Raw genomic sequence first — 21,448 nt, 5'->3', positions numbered from 1 at the left:
AGTTGTTATCACTATTTTCTGATTTTGATACGTAGCTCTACTTATATATACCGCTTCAATAATCAGCTATTTTTTTCCGTAATATTTCACGACGAATTTCCAAAACCTCATCAATCAATTACGCTTTTATGATGACACAAAAAAACCGAACCATTACAGTTCAGTTTTTTCGATACAAAGCGGTGGTAATAACAATAACTAGTCAGCAATAGCTGATTTAACTGTACGTTTTAAATTCTGCATAAACCCTTTGAACACAGGCATGAAGTCAATGAACAGTGGGTACTTTCTGTCTTTCATCATCACAGGGCCTAGCAAACGTATTGCTACACCAACTTTTGTCGCCTCAGCTTCATCTAGCCCACTTCCCTTTCTCAAGCTATCAACGTCTAATCGTTAAAGAAGCGAATCCAGAAGACAAACGTAGCCAATGGCTCCTAGTCACAGATGAAGGCAATGTAGTCATGGAAAAGATCGCACACGTTGATGAGTTGATACTCAAAAAAATGACACAAGATATGTCTTCGGAAGAGCTCGAAGCTTTTCAAAAAACAACGAGCAAAATAGTTAGAAACTTGAGTGAATAGATGAAAATCGCACGCTATTTAATTTAGCGTGCGTTTTTTGATGATAAATAGAACACGAAGTCAATACGGCTAGACTTTAAAAAAACGCGACTTCTTCTTTTAGTCTGTTCGAAAGCGCATTCAGATTTTGGCTTGCAACGTCGTTATTTTTCATCGAATCAATCGAGTCTTTAGACATACTGGAAATTTGATCCATCGCCACTACAAGCTCGCTCACTACTTGAACTTGTTCTTCTGTCGCACTCACAATGTCACGAACTCGTTCCAGTGAATCCTGCGCTTGTTTCTCAATACTCACCAATAAATGCGTAGCTTCTTCGGTGTTCCTTTGACAACTTTCCACTTGTGGCTGAGTGCTTTCCATCGCATTTACGCTGGCAACCGTTTGGGCTTGAACCTCTTTCAACATGCTTTCAATTTGAGTCGTTGCTTCACCAGTACGTTTAGCTAGATTTCTCACCTCATCTGCAACAACTGCAAAGCCACGCCCAGACTCACCTGCTCGTGCCGCTTCAATTGCAGCATTGAGCGCCAATAAGTTGGTCTGCTCAGAGATGTCACTGATCATATTCACAATGCCACCAATATCGCGCGTTTTCGCTTCCAGCGCTTTCACTTGCCCTACAGTGCCATTCACCGCAGCGGTAACTGACAACATTTGCTCTGCAACAGCAGCAATACGCTCACGGCCATCACGAGCATTCTCTGATGTGTTAGCAGAGTTTTGCTCTGATAAATGAACGATCTTGGCAATCTCATCAATGCGAGCATGCATCGTTTCCAATCTAATCGCCATTTGGTCCGTCAGTGAGGCTTGCTGTTGAGCCGTATCAAATACTGAGCGAGAACCGTGAGACACCTCTTCGACTTGTTCTGCCAATTGTTCTGATGCTCCGCGAATATTGCTGACAATCGAGCTTAGTTTTTCTGACATCAAAGACAGAGAATGCAAAATACTGCCCGGCGCACTATCGCTATGATCTTGTGTTAACTCACCTTCTGCCATCGTCTGAATCGCACTTTGAGCGACAAACGGTTCACCACCCAGTGAACGTCGGAAACTGCGTTCGATAACAAAGCCAACTAAGATTGAAATCAGTAAAGCAATTCCACTCAAAGCAAGCATCAAGCTTTGAAACCCACTTGCCTGTTCGCGAGCAATAGGTGTGAGTTGTTGATTCAATTCCTCTTGGTAATCGATGAACTCATTGATCACCTTCAACCACATTGCAAAGCTAGGGCGAACTTGATCTAACAGCATTGTCGTGACTGGTTCACCGTTTTCTTTCTTGGTAATGACCTCTTGCACCAAAGGCAATGTCTGCGCCTGAATCTCATCAATACTGCGCAAGATTTTTAACTCCTTTTCCGTAAAAGGAACACCATCAGCCATCATCTTCTGCATACGCAACTCCGACTGACGGTAGAATTCTTCGAGCCTTTTGATCTCATTTTCAAAAACACGCATTTCTTGTGTATCACGAGCCATAACCACATCACGAATGGCAATCGCGCGGTCATGAACACTGCCGCGATAGTTAATCGCATATCGTTGTTTCACTGAGTTAATGTCTGTCACCTCAGACAAGGTCATATCGATAAAGTTAACCTTTTGAATTCCAACTATTGTAAGCACTGCCATTAGCGCTACTAACGTACCAAAACCTAGCGCCAAACGAGTTCTCACTTTCAACTGAGCAAGGTATTGCATTTCATACTCCTGATAGCAAACGAGAAAGTTGAGGGCTACTTGATCAGTAGCCTCTATTTTTATTTTTCCACGAAAGAAACCAGACCTTCCAAGCCTTGCAAAAATTACAAATAAAATGTGATTTTGGCTAAGTCAGTTCCAATTCGGTAACCTAATCACAAAAGAAACTCGATTTAACGATGGATGAAGATAATTGGGGCGAGATTTCAGGGTTGCGAAAGGTTTCAATGGCAGGATTGTTGCAGAGGGTAAATAAACTCGTCCAATCGCTTACATCAATTAAATCAATAGGTTTTACCGAATGTAATAGGGCCCATTAGATAAAGAGCCCCCTATTGAGTGTCCGCACTGCTTTACGTTGAGTACGCACTCGATGTAGCTGTATCCGCGAATCTCAGAACAGGTTCAAACCAAACACACCTTTTACATCAAACAGTACTTGTTCGGTTTTCTCACGTGAACGTTGGCTGCCTTGTTTGAGGATATCGACAAGCTGCGCTTTATCATCTAGGAACATGGCGCGTTTTTCTCGGATTGGTCGTAGCATTTCTTGTAAGCATTCTTCCAATACTTTCTTGGTAGTGCCGTCACCTAGCCCGCCACGACGATAATGTGCTTTTAGCTCTTCAACATAATCTTTATCGGTATGAAAAGCATCTAGGTAAGTGAACACGATGTTGCCTTCCACTTGGCCTGGATCTTCGATGCGCAAATGGTTTGGGTCTGTGTACATAGACTTCACAGCCGCTGAAATCTCTTTCTCTTTAGCCCCTAGATTAATCGCGTTACCCATGCTTTTCGACATCTTGTTTTTACCATCGGTACTAGGCAAACGCGGCGCGGCGCTGAGCAGCGGACGGCACTCCTTCAGAATCTCTTTTCCACCGAGATGGTTTATTTTTCTTACGATTTCGTTAGTTTGCTCAAGCATTGGCAATTGATCATCGCCGACAGGAACTAAGGTAGCGTGAAAGCCTGTTATATCTGCCGCTTGAGAGATTGGGTAAGTCAGAAACCCTGTCGGAATCGAACGTTCAAAGCCTTTATTTTGGATTTCGTTTTTTACCGTCGGGTTACGCTCTAACCGCGCAATTGAAACCAGATTGCTGTAGTACATGGTGAGTTCAGCAAGCGCTGGCACCTGAGACTGCAAACAGATGGTCGTTTGAGTCGGGTCGATGCCTACCGCAAGATAATCCGCCACCACGTTCAGAATATTAGAAGAGACCTTAGAAGGGTTGTGCGCGTTATCGGTTAACCCCTGCATGTCGGCAACTAAAATGGTTTGATCGTGCTGACTTTGTAGCGCAACACGTTGCTGTAATGAACCAACGTAATGGCCTAAATGCAAAGGGCCTGTAGCTCGATCGCCAGTAAGAATGATTTCACGTTGTTGAGTACTTAGTGTGGTGTTCATGACTTATCTCCGACTAAAAATAGATCGCTACTGGAGATAAAAAAGACAAGACACTCTTAGCTACCGTCCAGCAGCGTAAGAATGTAAGGATTCCGCGCCGCTCTAATTAGAGCGCCACCAGAAGAAGTTTGATGAAGGGGTAAATGTCGTTTTCATATTTTTTAAACTAACAAGGAGCAGAGCTAAAAACAACCCTACCCCTTGCATAACTTGATTTTCCAGTTTTGATAGGTTCAACCAACACTGAATCAAATTTGGATATACATTGCGATGACCAGTGCAGCGCCAAACACGCTACCTGATACAAACGCAAACAATACCGCTCGGTTCTGTTTACTTTTCATCCGTGAATACCTTAGTTAGAACCAATTAATGGCTCCTAAAATAAAAATCGCGCCTAATCCAATTAGGCTAATTACAAACGCAATACTTCTTAGTATTTTTAAGTTGATGTAGTAAAACAGCATATGCAACACACGACCAGTCAAGTATACCCAAACTGCGATATTGAGCAGATCAGCAGATGCACTAGATAGTAATGCGAACATCACAAACAAGATGTAGATGCCAACACTCTCATTACTGTTATGTAGTGACCGTGACGCCCTAAATAGAAAGCTTTCATGATCTGCTTCTATGGGATGTCCCGGGGTATGCCTTTGGGCTAAACCCAATACGTCCAGAACAAGAAGCTGAACCAGAAAAACCAAACCAGTTAATCCGATTGCAACTATCGTCGGTGAGTAAGCAGTATCAAGCTCCATCTACATTCTCCATAAATCTACACTAAGTTTTGCTCTGTAGGCTCGAGGCAAGCGGACCGAAGTTAAATGCTGAATCGCTATATCTGCGAGCCATTTCAGAAAAACTGACGCTTATGGCTCCCTCTATCTCGAGATTTTTCGCTTTTGGTCACCGTAGTAAAACATCAAAGCAAAATACCCAACTAATAACTAAACTTTTGGGACACTAACCCTTGTTAGGGAGCAAGAGATGAGCGACAAAAACCATCACTCCAAATGCCCTGTTATGCACGGAGCGAACACTAACCAACAAGCCAGCGAGTTCAATTGGTGGCCGAAAAGCCTCAACCTCGACATTCTTCATCAGCACGATCATAAGACCGATCCAATGGGCGCGGACTTTAGCTACGCCGACGCATTTAACTCACTCGATTTCGAGGAAGTGAAAAAAGACCTGAAAGATCTGATGACCGACAGCCAAGACTGGTGGCCAGCAGACTGGGGGCATTACGGTGGCTTAATGATTCGTATGGCGTGGCACTCTGCAGGTACGTATCGAATTGCAGATGGTCGTGGTGGCGCAAGCCGAGGGAACCAGCGTTTTGCGCCACTCAACAGTTGGCCTGATAACGGCAACCTCGACAAAGCACGACGTTTACTGTGGCCAATCAAAAGAAAATACGGCAACAAGCTCTCTTGGGCAGACTTAATGATCCTTGCTGGCAACATGGCTTATGAATCGATGGGCTTTAAAACGTTCGGTTTTGCAGGCGGTCGTGAAGACATTTGGCACCCAGAAAAAGACATCTACTGGGGTGCAGAGAAAGAGTGGCTACAACCGAGCGGCGGCGAAAATAACCGTTACTCTGGCGAACGCGATCTTGAGAACCCACTCGCCGCGGTGATGATGGGCTTGATTTACGTGAACCCAGAAGGCGTCGATGGCAAACCAGACCCACTCAAAACCGCACACGACATGCGAGTCACCTTTGCGCGAATGGCAATGAACGATGAAGAAACTGTTGCGCTAACAGCTGGCGGCCATACCGTGGGTAAAGCTCATGGTAATGGCGATGCTTCGGTACTTGGGCCAGAGCCTGAAGGCGCAGAAATTGAAGACCAAGGTTTTGGCTGGCTCAATAAGACCTCTCGTGGCATAGGGCGTGATACTGTCACCAGTGGCGTTGAAGGTGCATGGACTACTAACCCGACGAAGTGGGATAACGGATACTTCCACTTGCTGTTCACCTACGATTGGGAAATCACCAAGAGCCCTGCAGGTGCCGCCCAATGGAAACCAGTAGACATCAAAGAAGAAGACATGCCAGTGGATGTGGAAGACGCTAACATCCGTCACAATCCGATGATGACCGATGCGGATATGGCACTCAAATATGACCCTGAATATCGCAAGATTGCGGAGCGCTTTCGTGACAATCCAAAAGAGTTCGAAGACTGTTTTGCTCGCGCTTGGTTCAAACTAACACACCGCGATTTAGGCCCTAAGTCTCGTTACCTTGGCCCCGATGTGCCAGCGGAAGATTTGATTTGGCAAGATCCGGTTCCACCTGTCTCTTACTATCTGTCTGAAGACAATATCGATGCACTGAAGATGGCGATTCTCAATAGCGAATTGAGCATTGCTGAGCTCGTTTCTACAGCATGGGACAGCGCACGTACTTACCGTGGCTCTGACCGTCGCGGCGGGGCAAATGGCGCTCGTATTCGTCTTGCCCCACAAAAAGACTGGGTAGGTAACGAACCTGAAAGATTGCAGAAAGTACTCAATGTGCTGGATTCGATTCGCACTACGCACCACTCACCTATCAGCATGGCCGATATGATTGTACTCGGTGGCAGCGTAGGTATTGAGAAGGCCGCCTCCAATGCTGGAATGGATATCTCAGTACCATTTAGCCAAGGCCGTGGAGATGCCACGGATGCAATAACCGACGCCGATTCGTTCGATGTACTCGAGCCAATCCATGATGGCTTCCGTAACTGGCTAAAGTCCAATTACGTGGTCACCGCGGAGGAACTTTTGCTTGAAAGAAGTCAATTGATGCAGCTAACGGCGGTTGAGATGACAGTGCTTATCGGCGGTATGCGCGTACTGGGCACCAACTATGGCGGCACGAGCCAAGGCGTACTCACCGAGAACGTCGGCGCGCTAACTAACGACTTCTTCGTCAACCTCACTGATATGAGTTACACCTGGCACCCAGTCGGTGATAACGAATACGAAATCCGCGAGCGCGCTTCTGGCCAAACAAAATGGACAGCGTCACGTGTGGATTTGGTGTTTGGTTCGAACTCGGTGCTCCGCTCTTACGCAGAGGTTTACGCTCAAGACGACAACAAAGAGAAGTTCGTACATGATTTTGTTGCCGCGTGGGTGAAAGTGATGAACAACGACCGCTTCGACTTATAAAGAACGCTTTATCCTTCACCTTTCAAAAGAGCCGATGACCTCGGCTCTTATTTTTCCATCCTAACGGCCACTGTTCCCTTTCTCCCCGATAGAACAATTGTAATACAATTAATGTTATTCATTGGACAAACATTTGCGCAATTAAAGCGAATATCTCAGTTATATTTGGTATTGACAAACTCATTACCTGAAACACTAAAAACCACCAAAAGCCAAGATAAATCGAACCCACAGTCCAACCGACCTCTCACTTTTGCCCAAAAAAATCGATAAAACCTTATTCACTGCATTTTCCGATTGCAAAATCCAACTGAGGACTTAAGATGAAGCCATATAATCATACAATACGATATTTGGAGTCTAATATGACAAAACCTGTCATTGGTTTCATCGGCCTTGGTCTGATGGGTGGAAACATGGTTGAGAACCTACAAAACCGTGGTTACGAATTAAACGTAATGGATTTGAATAAAGACGCTGTGGCAGCTTGTGTGGCTCGCGGTGCTAAAGCGGCAAACACACCTAAAGAACTTGCTGAAGCAAGTGACATCGTGATGCTATGTCTAACGACTTCTGAAGTTGTAGAAAAGATCGTTTACGGTGAAGAAGGTATTCTAGCGGGTATCAAAGAAGGCGCGACTCTGATCGACTTCGGTACTTCTATCCCAGCTTCAACTCGCAAGATCGGTGCAGACCTTGCAGCGAAAGGCGCTGGCATGATCGACGCGCCTCTAGGCCGTACACCTGCTCACGCAAAAGATGGTCTTTTGAACATCATGGCTGCAGGTGACATCGAAACATTCAACAAGGTGAAGCCTGTACTGGACGATCAAGGTGAAAACGTATTCCACCTTGGCGCGCTAGGTTCTGGTCATGTGACTAAGCTAGTAAACAACTTCATGGGCATGACAACAGTAGCAACCATGTCTCAGGCATTTGCTGTTGCTAAACGTGCTGGCGTTGATGGTCAACAACTATTCGACATCATGTCTGCAGGTCCATCAAACTCACCATTCATGCAGTTCTGTAAGTTCTACGCAGTAGACGGCGAAGAAAAGCTAGGTTTCTCAATCGCAAACGCAAACAAAGATCTAGGTTACTTCCTAGAAATGGTTAAAGACCTAGGTACTGAGTCTCTTATTGCTGAAGGTACTTCTAAGAGCCTACAAGCAGCAGTAGACCAAGGCCTTGGTCAAAACGACGTACCTGTGATCTTTGATTACTTCGCAGAATTAGAAGGTTAATACCTTAGTCAACCACACTTCCAAAGCCTTGCTAACCCCGTAGCAAGGCTTTTTATGCCCTCTCTTAGCAGCCTAAACTCACAGTCTCCCCTCTTTGACATTCACATCACACATTTACACTGTATTTATATACATGGTTTTGTGTTTGTATATTATTCCGCGGTTATTTTCGTTATAGAGTTAAAGAATGACCGATTATCTTGAGGCTGGTATCAAATCATTAGTAGAAGAATTCCAAATTAACGGGAAGCCTTGCCCTTCACTACAAACCATCGCTGAACGACGTGCCGGCTATATTGGCAGTACTGTCTTAGCAGGTGAGAGCCCAACATTAGAGCGCGAGTTCTTAGATGTCATCAATGGCATTCAAATCAAAGTTTATAAGCCAGCGAGCGAGGTGAACTTACCTGTCACCATCTACTTCCACGGCGGTTGTTTCATCAGCGGAGGCTTTGAAACCCACGAAGTCCAGCTAAGACAAATCGCTGTCTTATCTCACACAATTGTGATCTGCATTAAATACAGACTTGCACCAGAACATACCTATCCAGCAGCACATGATGATGTGTATCAAGCTGTATTAGGAATTAAAGAACACGGGCACAAATATGGTGGCGATACCAATCATGTGGTTTTTGTTGGGGATAGTGCCGGGGCGCAATTGGCATTATCGACATCACTCAGGCTAAAAGAATCACAGCCTTGGCTACCAAATCAGCAAATCCTCATCTACCCAATGTTAGACCCTCAAGGCAGTTCACAAAGCTACATAGAAAATGGAACCGACTACATTATTACAGCGCGAATGCTTCTATCGGGTTTTGAACTTTATACTAACCACGACGCAGAAATCGCAGCTGAACCAGAACTTAATCTTTTGACTAATGACCTCAGTGGTCTACCTATGACAACCATTATTACCGCGGAATATGACCCGTTGCGTGATGAGGGAGAAGAACTTTATCGATCACTGTTGTCTCAAGGTGTAGACGCATACTGTGAGCGTTATCTAGGTGTTATTCATGGATTCTTCCAATTATCTGGAGTGAGTGGTTCGGCAATGCGCTGTATCGCCACAGTTTCAAAGCAGATCAAACATCAGTCCTGCCCCTCCTGAATAACTCATTGCAAGCCACTTGGAATGATGAAAAACCACTTATAACTCCTTTGATGGCAGCATAAAAAAATCCCACAGTAGCGATACTGTGGGATTTTTCATAGAGAGTCGTTAATTGTGGTTAGCTTTTCGCGTTAGCTAACTTTGGGCTTTTAGGCCCTCGAGCTGCGTTCACCAATAGAACACCCACCGAGAGAACAATCGCACCACACAAGATAAACAGTAGTCGACCAGATGGTTCGTTTGGAATCAGAGCCATCGCTAGGATACCGAAGCCCGCTACGCTGATAAGCTTACCAAGCATGCCGCGCTGTTTTGTATCTAGGTTCTGCTGCTCTTCGCTGTCAGCCACAAGTGGCGTATTCCAGTTCTCGAACAATTGAGCCACTTCTTTCTCACGCTCAGGCGATAAACCTTTGTAGAAGCGCGTTGTCAGTAGGAAGAAACCACCGGTGAAGATAACGTGTGCCGCTAAGCTCAAACCAACTTTCAGGTCCGCCCACTCGCGTGCAGTAAACGCTTGCTCTAGACCGAATAGGCGCTCTACGTCTTCAGCTTGTAGTGAGATACCGAAGATGTAAGAAACAAAGCCACCAACAACCAGTGTTGCCCAACCAGCCCAATCCGGCGTCTTACGAATCCACATACCAAGCAGTACAGGAATCAACATTGGGAAACCTATCAATGCACCCACGTTCAGTACGATATCGAACAGGCTCAAATGACGTAGCGAGTTAATGAATAAACCAATACCAATGATGATGAAGCCCATCATAATAGTCGTTAATTTACTTACAATAACCAGCTCTTTTTGTGACGCTTGTGGACGTACAATCGGGCTGTAGAAGTTCATCACGAAGATACCCGCGTTACGGTTTAGTCCAGAGTCCATTGAAGACATGGTCGCCGCAAACATTGCTGACATCAGAAGACCCACCATACCCGCTGGCATTACGTTTTGTACGAATGCTAGGTAAGCTGCATCACCACCTACTGAGCCGTATTGCTCTGCGAAATCAGGCATAAATGCCGCAACGTACCAAGGTGGTAGGAACCAAATGATAGGACCGACAATCATCAGCACACATGCAAGACCTGCTGCTTTACGTGCATTTTCACTGTCTTTTGCACATAGGTAGCGGTAAGCGTTGATGCTGTTGTTCATTACACCGAACTGCTTAACAAAGATGAACACCACCCAAAGGACAAAGATACTGATGTAGTTCAGATTATTACCCAGCATGAAGTCGCCGTGGAAATTCGACACGATGTTACCAATACCGCCGCCGTGGAAGTAAGCCGCCACCGCACAAGTAATGGTTACCGCCATGATAACCAGCATCTGCATGAAGTCAGAAGCAACAACCGCCCAAGAGCCGCCCGTTACCGCCATCAACATCAGAACCAAACCAGTTACGATAATGGTCGCTTCCATCGGAATATTGAATACCGCAGCCACAAAGATTGCGAGACCATTCAACCAGATACCAGCTGAGATCAAGCTGTCTGGCATGCCAGCCCAAGTGAAGAACTGCTCTGACGTTTTACCAAAACGCTGACGAATTGCTTCGATTGCCGTTACTACACGTAGCTGGCGGAACTTTGGAGCAAAGTAGAGGTAGTTCAAGAAGTAGCCAAATGCGTTGGCTAAGAATAGGATTACAACAACGAAACCGTCGTTGAACGCGCGTCCTGCGGCACCTGTAAACGTCCATGCTGAAAATTGCGTCATGAAGGCGGTAGCACCTACCATCCACCATAACATCTTACCGCCCCCTCGGAAGTAGTCACTGGTCGACGTCGTGAACTTACGGAACATCCAACCAATGGCAACTAGGAAGAAGAAGTAGGCAAGAACAACAAAAGTATCAATAGTCATTTTTTCAGCCTTTCGAGTTTGATCATTTTCTACTGCCTAGATTACTCCGTTCATATTTTTATTTGTACTACAATAAGCTTTAATTGTGATCTAAAGCATAAGTTATTCGACGAAGAAAACGCACTAAAAGCCTTTATTTTCTTGGATCTTTGGGATTTAAAGGAATAATCACCACGTAAGCCATTGCGCTATATTGTAATACAAATAATATATTGAAAATCCATTAAAGTATGGAATATTTTTCTTTCTTGTGCTTTGTCTGAAGATCAAAAATGCGTGGCATTTATTTGTAGGAAACGTAATGAGATGTTTCAGATGAACTGGATCGCAAGCGCGATTATAGATGAATACAAAAATTGAGATTCCCGACTCGCTCCTTCGTCGCTCTCGAGAATGACGCGGAGTAGGTTCTGCGCATTTCTATTCCCAGCTCTCAAACCTCATGCTTCTCCTCTCAGCTTTTCCCCTACTCCTTACCGTCATTTCCTAGAAGGAGGACGACTGAGTAGGAAATCTCTTTTCTGGTTCCTTTATCTCGCCTCTTTCAAACACAAAAAAGCGAGCACTAAGGCTCGCTTTACATTCTTTTCGCTAATTTTATCGGGGCGCTACTGCACTTATGCTACGTGAGCGACGGCGTCACGAACCAATGTACCTAGTTCATCCCACTTGCCTTCATCGATAAGTTTGGTTGGAACCATCCAAGTACCGCCACATGCCAGCACTGAAGGAATAGACAAGTACTCATCTACGTTACCTAGGCTCACACCACCTGTTGGCATGAATTTTACTGGGTAAACTGCCGTTAGTGCTTTAAGCATACCAACACCGCCAGATGGCTCAGCAGGGAAGAACTTAAGTGTACGCAGACCCATTTCCATCGCTTGCTCAACAAGGCTTGGATTGTTTACGCCAGGTACAATAGCTACGCCCTTGTCTAGGCAGTATTGAACCGTACGAGGGTTAAAGCCTGGGCTAACAATAAAGTCCACACCGGCTTCAATCGCTTGGTCAACTTGTTCATTAGTTAAGATTGTACCCGCACCAATCAACATTTCTGGGAACTCAGCGCGCATAGCACGAATCGCTTCTGCAGCACACTCTGTGCGGAACGTGATTTCAGCGCAAGGCATACCGTTTTCAACCAAAGTGCGACCTAAAGGAATCGCATCTTCTGCTTTGTTGATGGCAATAACAGGAATTACTTTTAGGTTTGCTAATTGTTCGTTTAATGTCGTCATAAGAGTGTACTCATCGTCGTTAACTTGAGTTCAATAAATCACTGCGGAGCGCCGATTATTCAACACTCCGCAAAAGAATTACAAAGGAAGATCGGGCATCACTTCACGTGGAATGATGGCACCTTTGTGCTGAATAACCTCACCAGCCATACAATGACCAGAGTAAGCCGATTCAGCCGCGTTACCACCAGTCAAACGCTTCGCCAAAAAGCCTGCACTGAAAGAGTCACCTGCTGCCGTCGTATCAATCACGCTATCGACTTTGTTTGGTGCCACGTATTGCGCTTCACCATTCGCCACAACTAAACAATCTTTGCTGCCACGTTTAATGATGATTTCATCTACGCCCAGTGCAGAGGTTCTTTCAATACATTGCTCTAGGTGCTCATCACCATACAGCATTTGCTCATCTTCAAATGTGAGCAGAGCAATATCGGTAAACTTAAGAATCTTAAGGTACCAAGACATGGCACTCTCTCGGCTTTCCCACAATTTAGGACGGTAGTTATTATCGAAAATAACCTGGCCGCCTTGTGCTTTAAAGCGTTCGAGGAATGCAAACAACTGCGTCTTACCTTCTTCAGTAAGAATCGCTAATGTAATGCCACTCAGGTAAACCGCATCATAAGAATAAAGCGTGTCGACTAGTGCCGAAGATTCGTCCTGTTCAAACAAAAACTTTGCTGCTGCTTCATTACGCCAATAGTGGAAGTAACGCTCGCCTGTCTCATCCGTTTCGATGTAGTAAATACCCGGCTGTTTACCATTAACAGTCAACACTAAGCTGGTATCAATGCCCTCTTCTTGCCATGCTGAAAGCATTTCTTGGCTAAAAGGATCATTACCCAGGGCAGTTACATAGCTAGTTTTGATATCGTGAGCTTTGGTCAAACGAGATAAATACAGTGCGGTATTCAACGTGTCACCACCGAATGACTGACGCAACTGACCTTCCTTTTTCTGTAGCTCAACCATACATTCGCCAATGATCGCGATATTTAATGATTTCATACTGTCACCTTAGCAACTGAGGTTGCGCTATACGTTACTTTAAGAAGTCTTCACGAGCTGGGTTGAAGATATCCAGAAGAATGCTGTCTTGCTCTAGTGCAACCGCGCCATGCATCATGTGCTTACGAGCAAAATACGCGTCACCCTCTTTCAGTACTTTCTTTTCGCCTTCGATTTCTGCTTCAAAGCTGCCACGTACTACGTAACCGATTTGATCGTGAATCTCATGCGTATGTGGAGCACCAATCGCACCTTTGTCAAAACATAGGTGAACAGCCATCAGATCATCTGTGTAAGCAACAATTTTACGTTTGATACCGCCGCCTAGCTCTTCCCACGGGTTCTCATCTAATACAAAGAAAGAATTCATCGTCATACTCCTAAAAAGTCTCTATTAAAGCGAACCCTACGGCACTTCATTCTTAACCATGCTTTTATTAAAAGGTTCTCTTAAAAAAGCGTCGTATTGATAAAAGTGAAACGCAAAGCGAAAGGGTCTGCTGTCGAATTGGTAACGAGCATATCCGATCCACTTTAATTGTCATACAATATATCTAAAAATATGTGATATTCATCAAATGGTGCTCGCTAAAGCATTCCACTTAACGATTGATAACGCCGAAACATCAGTCACAACAAGGATTACCACACCAATATAAATCAATAAGTTAGCTAAATTCGCGTGATTTCACTCTCCCTTTTTGCCACAAAAACTACACCCAAACTTAATATTGTATTACTTTATAGAAAGTTTAAGAAAACAACACACTTCATCTGAGGGTGGTAAAGAAATGACTACACAACCGATTTTGTTGACTGAAGCAGAAGTCGAACTACTAAGAAAGGAAGTCGGAAAGCCGAGCTTAATGGGCAAATCCATTGAAGCGAATCGCAAGGAACTTGAAGCCTTCATGCGTCTGCCTCTAGACGTACCAGGTCACGGCGAAGCGGGTGGCTACGAGCACAACCGCCACAAACAAAACTATACCTACATGAACTTAGCGGGTCGTTTGTTCTTGATCACTCAAGAAGAAAAGTACGCGCAGTTCGTTAAAGATCTTCTCGCTATCTATGCAGAGAAGTACCTAACTTTTGATTTCCACGTACAGAAAAACACTAACCCAACAGGTCGTCTTTTCCACCAGATCCTTAATGAACACTGTTGGTTAATGTTTACTAGCCTTGCTTACTCTTGCGTGGCATCAGTGATGACAGAAGAAGAGCGCACAGCCGTTGTTGAGCGCATTTTCGAACCAATGCTAGACATGTTCACCGTGAAATACGCGCACGATTTCGACCGTATTCACAACCACGGCATCTGGGCAGTTGCGGCTGTTGGTATCTGTGGTCTAGCCATTGGAAAACCTGAATATCTAGAGATGTCGGTATACGGTCAAGACCGTGATGATACCGGTGGCTTCCTAGCGCAAATCTCGCAACTGTTCGCCCCTTCTGGTTACTACATGGAAGGCCCTTACTACCATCGTTATGCGATTCGTCCAACTTGTGTATTTGCAGAAGTAGTACACCGTCATATGCCTGAAGTAGACATCTACAACTACAAAGACAAAGTGATTGGCAACACAGTACAGGCGATGCTGGCAACAGCTTACCCGAATGGTGAGTTCCCAGCCCTAAACGACGCATCTCGAACCATGAGCATTACCGATATGGGTGTTCAAGTTGCAGTGAGCGTTTACAGCAAGCACTACGGCTTGGATGACAACATTCTAGGCATGGCGAAGATTCAAAACGCCGTTTGGATGCACCCATGCGGTCTAGAGCTTTCTCAAGCTTACGATAAAGCAATCGCAGACCGTGAAATCGGTATACCTTTCTGGCCAAGTGTGGAACTTAACGAAGGTCCAACTGGCAACAACGGTGCACAAGGCTTTATCCGTATGCAGGATAAAACCGGTGATGTGTCACAGCTTGTGATGAACTACGGTCAACACGGCATGGGACATGGTAACTTCGATACGCTTGGCATTACCTTCTTCAACCGTGGTCAAGAAGTGCTGCGTGAATACGGCTTCTGTCGATGGGTAAACGTTGAGCCTAAATTCGGCGGTCGTTACTTAGACGAAAACAAATCGTACGCACGTCAAACTATCGCGCATAACGCGGTAACGATTGATGAGCAATGTCAGAATGGTTTCGATGTAGACCGCGCTGATTCAGTGCACGGTTTGCCTCACTTCTTCAAAGTGGAAGGCACTGAAATCAACGGTATGAGCGCGTTTGCGAACGACCACTACCCGAACACAGACATGCAGCGCAGTGTGTTCATGCTTAACCTAGATGAGCTTGAAGCACCGCTATTGCTAGACCTTTACCGCATCGAAGGTGAAGGCGAGCATCAGTACGACTACTCTCATCAATACGATGGTCAAATCGTACGTACTAACTTCGATTACCAAAGCTTTGGTGAACTGAACACGCTTGGCGATGACTTCGGTTACCAACACCTTTGGAAAGTAGCGAGCGGCAAAGTGCAAGATACGGCGCTGGTTAGCTGGCTACAAAACAACACCTACTACACTTGGTTAGGCACAAGCAGCAGCGCGAAACAGAACGGCGATAATGAAGTTATCTTCGCTCGCACTGGCGCCAATGACCCGAGCTTTAACCTACGTAGCGAACCGGCATTCATTCTGCGCAGCAAGGGCGAATCGACACTATTTGCTTCTGCGCTAGAAACACACGGCTACTTCAACGAAGAGTTTGAGCAATCGGTGAATGCACGTGGTCAGGTGAAAGATATCCGCGTCGTGGGTTACAACGCCGTTGGCAGCATCGTAGAAATCACGACTGAAAAATCACTGGTTACTGTGATGATCAGCAATGTTCTAGGCGCTGACGACCAAACCCCACACCAAGTAGAATTGAACGGTAAAACCTACAGCTGGAATGGCTTCTACTCTCTAGAAGTGAATGCATTCGGGCAGGAGAAATAATAATGAGCTACCAAACCCAGTCTTACCAACCGCTATTAATGAACTTTGAAGAAGCGGCAGAACTAAGCAAAGCACTTGGCACGGATAGCCTATTAGGAAATGCATTAGCACGTGACATCAGACAAACTGACGCTTACATGGCTGAGGTCGGTATTGAAGTTCCAGGTCACGGCGAAGGCGGCGGTTACGAGCATAACCGTCACAAGCAAAACTACATCCACATTGATCTAGCGGGTCGCCTATTCCTTATCACTGGCGAACAGAAGTACCGCGATTACATCGTGGACATGCTAACGGCTTACGCGAAGGTTTACCCGACGCTAGAAAGCAACACCAGCCGTGACTCTAACCCTCCGGGTAAGATCTTCCACCAAACTCTGAACGAGAACATGTGGATGCTATACGCCTCTTGTGCGTACAGCTGCATTTACCACACATTGGAAGAAGAGCAAAAAACACTGATTGAAAACGATCTGTTCAAACAAATGATTGAGCTGTTCGTAGTCACTTACGGTCACGACTTTGACATCGTACACAACCACGGTCTGTGGGCTGTAGCAGCAGTCGGTATCTGTGGTTACGCAATTAACGATCAAGATGCAGTAGACAAAGCGCTTTACGGCTTGAAACTGGATAAAGTTAGCGGCGGCTTCCTAGCTCAGTTAGACCAACTGTTCTCGCCAGACGGCTACTACATGGAAGGTCCTTACTACCACCGTTTCTCGCTGCGTCCAATCTACCTATTTGCAGAAGCGATTGAACGTCGCCAGCCTGAGCTTGGTATTTACGAGTTCAACGACTCGGTCATCAAGACCACGTCTTACGCAGTATTTAAGACGGCATTCCCAGATGGTACTTTGCCAGCACTGAACGATTCATCGAAGACGATTTCGATCAATGATGAAGGCGTAATCATGGCAACGTCAGTATGTTTCCACCGTTACGAGCAGTCTGAAACGCTACTTGGTATGGCAGACCACCAGCAAGACGTTTGGGTTCATATCTCAGGCAAAACATTGTCTGACGCGGTTGCAGCCGCAGACAACATCAAGCCATTCAACTGGGGTAGCCTATTCGTGACTGATGGCCCAGAAGGCGAAAAAGGTGGCGTAAGCATTCTTCGTCACCGTGACGAGCAAGACGACGACACAATGGCGCTTATCTGGTTTGGTCAGCATGGCAGCGATCACCAGTACCACTCAGCGCTAGACCACGGTCACTACGATGGTCTGCACCTGAGCGTGTTTAACCGCGGTCATGAAGTGCTGCACGATTACGGCTTTGGTCGCTGGGTAAACGTTGAGCCTAAATTTGGCGGTCGTTACATCCCAGAGAACAAGTCTTACTGTAAGCAGACGATCGCGCACAACACAGTAACGGTTGACCAAAAGACGCAAAACAACTTCGACACAGCGCTAGCAGAAACCAAGTTCGGTTCTAAGCACTTCTTCAAAGCTGATGACGAAAAACTGCAAGGCATGAGCGGTCGTATTTCTGGTTACTACAATGGCGTAGACATGCAACGCAGCATTATTCTTGCTGAATTGCCAGAATTCGAAAAACCACTTGTGATTGATGTTTACCGCATCGAAGCAGACCAAGAGCACCAATACGACCTGCCAGTGCACTACTCTGGTCAAATCATTCGTACGGATTTTGAATACGATGTAGAAAGCACGCTGCGCCCAATGGGCGAAGACAACGGCTACCAACACCTATGGAATGTAGGCTCAGGCCAAGTTCAAGGCAGCTCGCTTGTAAGCTGGTTGCACGATAACAGCTACTACTCACTAATCACAAGCGCAACAAACGGCGGCAAAGTGTTCTTCACTCGCACTGGTGCAAATGATCCAGACTTCAACTTGAAGAGCGAACCAGCACTGATCTTACGTCAATCTGGTCAGAACCACGTGTTTGCTTCTGTTCTAGAGACACACGGTTACTTCAACGAGTCTATCGAAGCATCGGTTGGCGCTCGTGGTCTAGTAGAGTCAGTAACCGTCGTTGGCAACAACGAAGTGGGTACCGTGATTCGTCTGCAAACCACAACAGGCAACGCTTACCACTTCGCTATCTGCAATCTAGAAGAAGACAAACAGAACGCCGCACATCGCATTGAGTTCGACGGTGTGACTTACACTTGGGAAGGCGCATTCGCACAAATTTAATCTTTAGCTAGTCACTAAAAATTAATGTAAAAATCGGGAACTAATTCAAAGCCGGACGTCATGTTCGGCTTTTTTTCGTCTTCATAAAACCGATCTTCGCTCACAATTATTCATATTGTATAGCTTGTAACCCTCTATTCCTGAAAGACTTTTCTAAGCTTTGACACCTACAAAGTGCAATCGCGCTTCCAAACCAAAGCAGCATGTTAAAGAATTACATTGCAAATAGTTGCGTAAGATCGCTAGTTAGCCGCAACCAAAATACAGAAGTTCGCTTTTCATCTTCATCTTTGTTCTCCAGAGAAAGAACTAACGCCTATTTGTGTTATTAAAATACATGAAGCACAACTTACTTCTACAGGATTAGAAGATAAGCCATCGTTGAAAACCGTGGAGAACAACATGAAAAGCAAGTTAGTCAATATTGTCGGCAGTGCCGTTTTACTGAGCTCTTTTGCCGCACACAGTGCCGAAGTCAATCTCGTTAACCCAAGTTTTGAACAAGATTTTTCTGGATGGACAGAGGTGGATCCAACCGCTGTCTCCGGTGTTGCCTATGACGGCGCAAAGTCAGCAAAATTCTCTGGCAATGGTGCTCGTCTAGAGCAGTCAGTTCCTGTCACAAGCAATACCGAATACACACTGAGTGCGTACGTGCTGGCAGATGCGAACATCGGTGTGAATGTTGGCAGCGACACTTTTAGCAAAACCGCTTCAAACTCAGATTGGGCGCAAACCACCATTACCTTCAACTCAGGAGATGCAACGGAAATCACCGTCTTTGGTGAATACAGTGGCGCTGAGGGCCGTGTCGATCTCTTCAAACTCACATCTTCTGAAATCATTGATCCGCCGACCACTTCCCTGCCAGTCTTCGATCTCGACCCTACCCTGCCGCCATCAGGCAACTTCGACTTATTAGATTGGAAACTCGACCTGCCGGTTGATGATAACGGCAACGCGTCTGGCGATGCTCAAGAAGTGAAAGAAGACGAACTCTCTAGCGGCTTTGAGAACAGCGAGTTCTTCTACACTGGTGATGACGGCGGTTTGGTGTTCATCTCACCCGTCGAAGGAGCAACCACATCTGCAAATACCAAATACACACGTTCAGAAATGCGTGAAATGCTCCGTCGTGGCGACACTAGCATCTCAACCACAGGCATCACCAAGAACAACTGGGTATTCGCTAGCGCACCAAGCGATGATCAAAACAATTCTGGCGGTGTGGACGGCATACTTGAAGCAACGTTGGCCGTGAACGCGGTAACGACAACGGGTGATTCTAGCCAAGTGGGTCGCGTGATCGTTGGTCAGATCCACGCAAATAACGATGAACCAATCCGCCTCTACTACCGTTTATTGCCGGGCCACACCAAAGGTTCACTTTACTTTGCGCATGAACCTAACGAAGACGCGTCATCAGATCCAGAGCAGTTCATTAATCTTATTGGTAGTTCAGCATCCAACGCTTCAGAACCTGAAGATGGCATCGGACTGAACGAGTTATTCTTCTACCGCATCGAAGTGCAAGGCAACCAACTTATCGTCACTATTAAACGTGATGACCACGAAGACGTCACTGAAACGGTAGATATGACCACCAGCGGCTACGATGTTGGCGGCCAATACATGTACTTTAAAGTAGGCGTGTACAACCAAAACAACTCAGGTGACCCAACTGACTATGTTCAAGCGACGTTCTACTACCTAACGAACTCACACGACGGGTATGAATTCCCGTAGAGAGTTCGACCAATAGTTGATTAAAGCAAATACGAAAAAGCCGGACATCATGTCCGGCTTTCTTTATTCAGTTTGGTGTCAGTATTCATTTTGATGAAGAGATTCCCGACAACACGCTCTCATCTCATTATCTTCAAGAGCGAGTTGGGGATCGCTGTACACCTAAACTATGAACGCGCGCTTAGCTCCACACGTTCCAAATTCGCATCAATACTCTGGTCGCCTTTCAGCCTCTCCCAAAGTTGACCTAACAAGTCCAAGCTACGCTCACTTGGGTAGCGTTGTGTTGATTCCAACAACTGCCAATCGCCGTCTTTGCCCTTCTCCGCAAAGATAAATTCGAAGGAAAGGTTGTTCGACATTCCCAAACGCAAGTCAGACACAATCAGTGCATCATCTTCTACTCGATAGTTCAGATAGTCATGTGAGAAAGCCTCAAGCCCTTTCAAAGTCTCCGGCTTGTCTGCCAAAGGCCAACTGCCCAGCGGGTGCGAGACAAAATCAATACGCTCATCGCTATCGAGTACCGATGCCAAGCCTTCGTAATATTGACCATCATCCATCACCACCACTCGCCATAGGAAGGTATTAAACGGTGTTGGCGTGATCAGCACTTGTTGATTCGGTAAGTTCTGCGCCGCTAAGTTATGCTCCACGCGAGATGCAATAATTTGCTGCGATGCGTAACCCCAACCGAGATAAAGCGTGGAGACAAGCACTACACTCTGACACCAACGTCCGCCGCGAGTTTTGGAAAACAGAGCAACACCAATCGCAAGTAACAGAGGCAGAGTATAAAGCGGATCGATAATGAACACGTTCCGCAGCTCAAAATAGCCCTCAAATGGCCAAATCAACTGCGTGCCATACGTTGTCATTGCATCCAACAAAGTGTGGGTGACGAACACACTCACGGTTAAAAAGAACACACGAGAAAGCGTCCAAAACGTATCTGGTCGCCAGCGGCAGTAGAGCCAAGAAATTAGCAAAGCAAAAGGAGGTAACACCAAGAGAGAATGCGTAAAGCCACGATGCTTGATTGTGTTTTGTACTGCATCGCCATAATCCAGAATCACATCCAGATCCGGCAAAGTGCCGAGCGCAGCACCCATCAGTAATACCTTCGCGTTACAGCGCTTACCGGCAATCGCACCAGCGACGGTCGCGCCTAATGCAGCTTGTGTGATTGAATCCAT

15 protein-coding genes and 1 pseudogene are annotated in these 21,448 nt (G+C 45.8%); 7 read left to right on the top strand and 9 right to left on the bottom strand.

Annotated elements, in window-relative coordinates; genetic code table 11:
- Positions 1-198: 198 nt before the first annotated feature.
- Positions 199-372 (bottom strand): annotated as a pseudogene (locus KIV41_RS14630) (DUF3861 family protein); the annotation flags it as partial.
- Between KIV41_RS14630 and KIV41_RS14625 the strand changes: the two are divergent.
- Entirely contained in the window at positions 324-587 is a 264-nt protein-coding gene (locus KIV41_RS14625) for a hypothetical protein (RefSeq protein WP_252041862.1), read from the top strand. The pseudogene KIV41_RS14630 and the gene KIV41_RS14625 overlap by 49 nt on opposite strands.
- 76 nt (positions 588-663) lie before the next feature.
- Here KIV41_RS14625 and KIV41_RS14620 read toward each other — a convergent pair whose 3' ends face one another.
- From KIV41_RS14620 to KIV41_RS14610, 3 genes are all read right to left on the bottom strand, one after another.
- A complete protein-coding gene (locus KIV41_RS14620) occupies positions 664-2,298 on the bottom strand; it encodes a methyl-accepting chemotaxis protein (protein WP_285336915.1) in 1,635 nt (544 codons plus the stop codon).
- Positions 2,299-2,692: 394 nt separating this feature from the next.
- Positions 2,693-3,715, bottom strand: a complete 1,023-nt coding sequence (gene trpS / locus KIV41_RS14615) for a tryptophan--tRNA ligase (protein ID WP_252041859.1) — start codon at positions 3,713-3,715, stop codon at positions 2,693-2,695.
- Positions 3,716-4,074: 359 nt separating this feature from the next.
- Positions 4,075-4,479, bottom strand: coding sequence for an MAPEG family protein (locus tag KIV41_RS14610; RefSeq protein WP_252041858.1), 405 nt, complete (start codon positions 4,477-4,479; stop codon positions 4,075-4,077).
- A gap of 229 nt (positions 4,480-4,708) precedes the next feature.
- Between KIV41_RS14610 and katG the strand changes: the two genes are divergently transcribed.
- The 3 genes from katG to KIV41_RS14595 all read left to right on the top strand — a co-directional run bounded on the left by katG (position 4,709) and on the right by KIV41_RS14595 (position 9,250).
- Entirely contained in the window at positions 4,709-6,889 is a 2,181-nt protein-coding gene (katG, locus tag KIV41_RS14605; RefSeq protein WP_285336914.1) for a catalase/peroxidase HPI, read from the top strand.
- A gap of 365 nt (positions 6,890-7,254) precedes the next feature.
- On the top strand, positions 7,255-8,133 hold the full coding sequence (locus tag KIV41_RS14600) for an NAD(P)-dependent oxidoreductase (protein ID WP_045387984.1): 879 nt from the start codon (positions 7,255-7,257) through the stop codon (positions 8,131-8,133).
- Between the two features lie 187 nt (positions 8,134-8,320).
- Positions 8,321-9,250 (top strand): alpha/beta hydrolase, encoded by a 930-nt coding sequence (locus tag KIV41_RS14595; RefSeq protein WP_045387987.1) that lies wholly within the window; start codon positions 8,321-8,323, stop codon positions 9,248-9,250.
- Positions 9,251-9,371: 121 nt separating this feature from the next.
- Here the strand turns inward: KIV41_RS14595 and KIV41_RS14590 are convergent, their stop codons facing one another.
- From KIV41_RS14590 to KIV41_RS14575, 4 genes are all read right to left on the bottom strand, one after another.
- Positions 9,372-11,129, bottom strand: coding sequence for a transporter (locus tag KIV41_RS14590; protein WP_285336912.1), 1,758 nt, complete (start codon positions 11,127-11,129; stop codon positions 9,372-9,374).
- Positions 11,130-11,746: 617 nt separating this feature from the next.
- Positions 11,747-12,370 carry a bifunctional 4-hydroxy-2-oxoglutarate aldolase/2-dehydro-3-deoxy-phosphogluconate aldolase gene (locus KIV41_RS14585; RefSeq protein WP_005388506.1) on the bottom strand — a complete coding sequence of 208 codons (624 nt, stop codon included), beginning with the start codon at positions 12,368-12,370 and terminating at the stop codon, positions 11,747-11,749.
- Positions 12,371-12,448: 78 nt separating this feature from the next.
- Complete coding sequence (locus tag KIV41_RS14580) at positions 12,449-13,381, bottom strand: sugar kinase (protein ID WP_050924411.1); 933 nt, start codon at positions 13,379-13,381, stop codon at positions 12,449-12,451.
- 34 nt (positions 13,382-13,415) lie between these two features.
- Complete coding sequence (locus tag KIV41_RS14575; RefSeq protein WP_005450851.1) at positions 13,416-13,751, bottom strand: cupin domain-containing protein; 336 nt, start codon at positions 13,749-13,751, stop codon at positions 13,416-13,418.
- Positions 13,752-14,172: 421 nt separating this feature from the next.
- Here KIV41_RS14575 and KIV41_RS14570 point away from each other — a divergent pair, with 421 nt between their 5' ends.
- The 3 genes from KIV41_RS14570 to KIV41_RS14560 all read left to right on the top strand — a co-directional run bounded on the left by KIV41_RS14570 (position 14,173) and on the right by KIV41_RS14560 (position 20,252).
- The gene (locus KIV41_RS14570; RefSeq protein ID WP_285336910.1) at positions 14,173-16,338 is read left to right on the top strand and encodes a heparinase II/III family protein; all 2,166 of its coding nucleotides are present in this window, start codon (positions 14,173-14,175) and stop codon (positions 16,336-16,338) included.
- Between the two features lie 2 nt (positions 16,339-16,340).
- Positions 16,341-18,506 (top strand): heparinase II/III family protein, encoded by a 2,166-nt coding sequence (locus tag KIV41_RS14565; RefSeq protein WP_285336908.1) that lies wholly within the window; start codon positions 16,341-16,343, stop codon positions 18,504-18,506.
- A 402-nt stretch (positions 18,507-18,908) separates the two neighbouring features.
- On the top strand, positions 18,909-20,252 hold the full coding sequence (locus tag KIV41_RS14560) for a polysaccharide lyase family 7 protein (protein WP_285336906.1): 1,344 nt from the start codon (positions 18,909-18,911) through the stop codon (positions 20,250-20,252).
- 167 nt (positions 20,253-20,419) lie between these two features.
- Here the strand turns inward: KIV41_RS14560 and KIV41_RS14555 are convergent, their stop codons facing one another.
- Positions 20,420-21,448, bottom strand: coding sequence for a metal-dependent hydrolase (locus KIV41_RS14555; protein ID WP_285336904.1), 1,029 nt, complete (start codon positions 21,446-21,448; stop codon positions 20,420-20,422).

This window comes from Vibrio sp. D401a, assembly GCF_030248515.1.
Classification (GTDB): domain Bacteria; phylum Pseudomonadota; class Gammaproteobacteria; order Enterobacterales; family Vibrionaceae; genus Vibrio; species Vibrio rotiferianus.
Note: the sequence above shows the minus strand (reverse complement) of the source record. Positions and strands in the feature narration are given on the sequence as shown.

Excerpts from the sequence above, each read along its gene's own strand:
- KIV41_RS14620 (WP_285336915.1), bottom strand. The coding sequence starts at position 2,298 with ATGCAATACCTTGCTCAGTTGAAAGTGAGAACTCGTTTGGCGCTAGGT.
- trpS (WP_252041859.1), bottom strand. The coding sequence starts at position 3,715 with ATGAACACCACACTAAGTACTCAACAACGTGAAATCATTCTTACTGGC.
- KIV41_RS14610 (WP_252041858.1), bottom strand. The coding sequence starts at position 4,479 with ATGGAGCTTGATACTGCTTACTCACCGACGATAGTTGCAATCGGATTA.
- katG (WP_285336914.1), top strand. The coding sequence starts at position 4,709 with ATGAGCGACAAAAACCATCACTCCAAATGCCCTGTTATGCACGGAGCG.
- KIV41_RS14600 (WP_045387984.1), top strand. The coding sequence starts at position 7,255 with ATGACAAAACCTGTCATTGGTTTCATCGGCCTTGGTCTGATGGGTGGA.
- KIV41_RS14595 (WP_045387987.1), top strand. The coding sequence starts at position 8,321 with ATGACCGATTATCTTGAGGCTGGTATCAAATCATTAGTAGAAGAATTC.
- KIV41_RS14590 (WP_285336912.1), bottom strand. The coding sequence starts at position 11,129 with ATGACTATTGATACTTTTGTTGTTCTTGCCTACTTCTTCTTCCTAGTT.
- KIV41_RS14585 (WP_005388506.1), bottom strand. The coding sequence starts at position 12,370 with ATGACGACATTAAACGAACAATTAGCAAACCTAAAAGTAATTCCTGTT.
- KIV41_RS14580 (WP_050924411.1), bottom strand. The coding sequence starts at position 13,381 with ATGAAATCATTAAATATCGCGATCATTGGCGAATGTATGGTTGAGCTA.
- KIV41_RS14575 (WP_005450851.1), bottom strand. The coding sequence starts at position 13,751 with ATGAATTCTTTCTTTGTATTAGATGAGAACCCGTGGGAAGAGCTAGGC.
- KIV41_RS14570 (WP_285336910.1), top strand. The coding sequence starts at position 14,173 with ATGACTACACAACCGATTTTGTTGACTGAAGCAGAAGTCGAACTACTA.
- KIV41_RS14565 (WP_285336908.1), top strand. The coding sequence starts at position 16,341 with ATGAGCTACCAAACCCAGTCTTACCAACCGCTATTAATGAACTTTGAA.
- KIV41_RS14560 (WP_285336906.1), top strand. The coding sequence starts at position 18,909 with ATGAAAAGCAAGTTAGTCAATATTGTCGGCAGTGCCGTTTTACTGAGC.
- KIV41_RS14555 (WP_285336904.1), bottom strand. The coding sequence starts at position 21,448 with ATGGATTCAATCACACAAGCTGCATTAGGCGCGACCGTCGCTGGTGCG.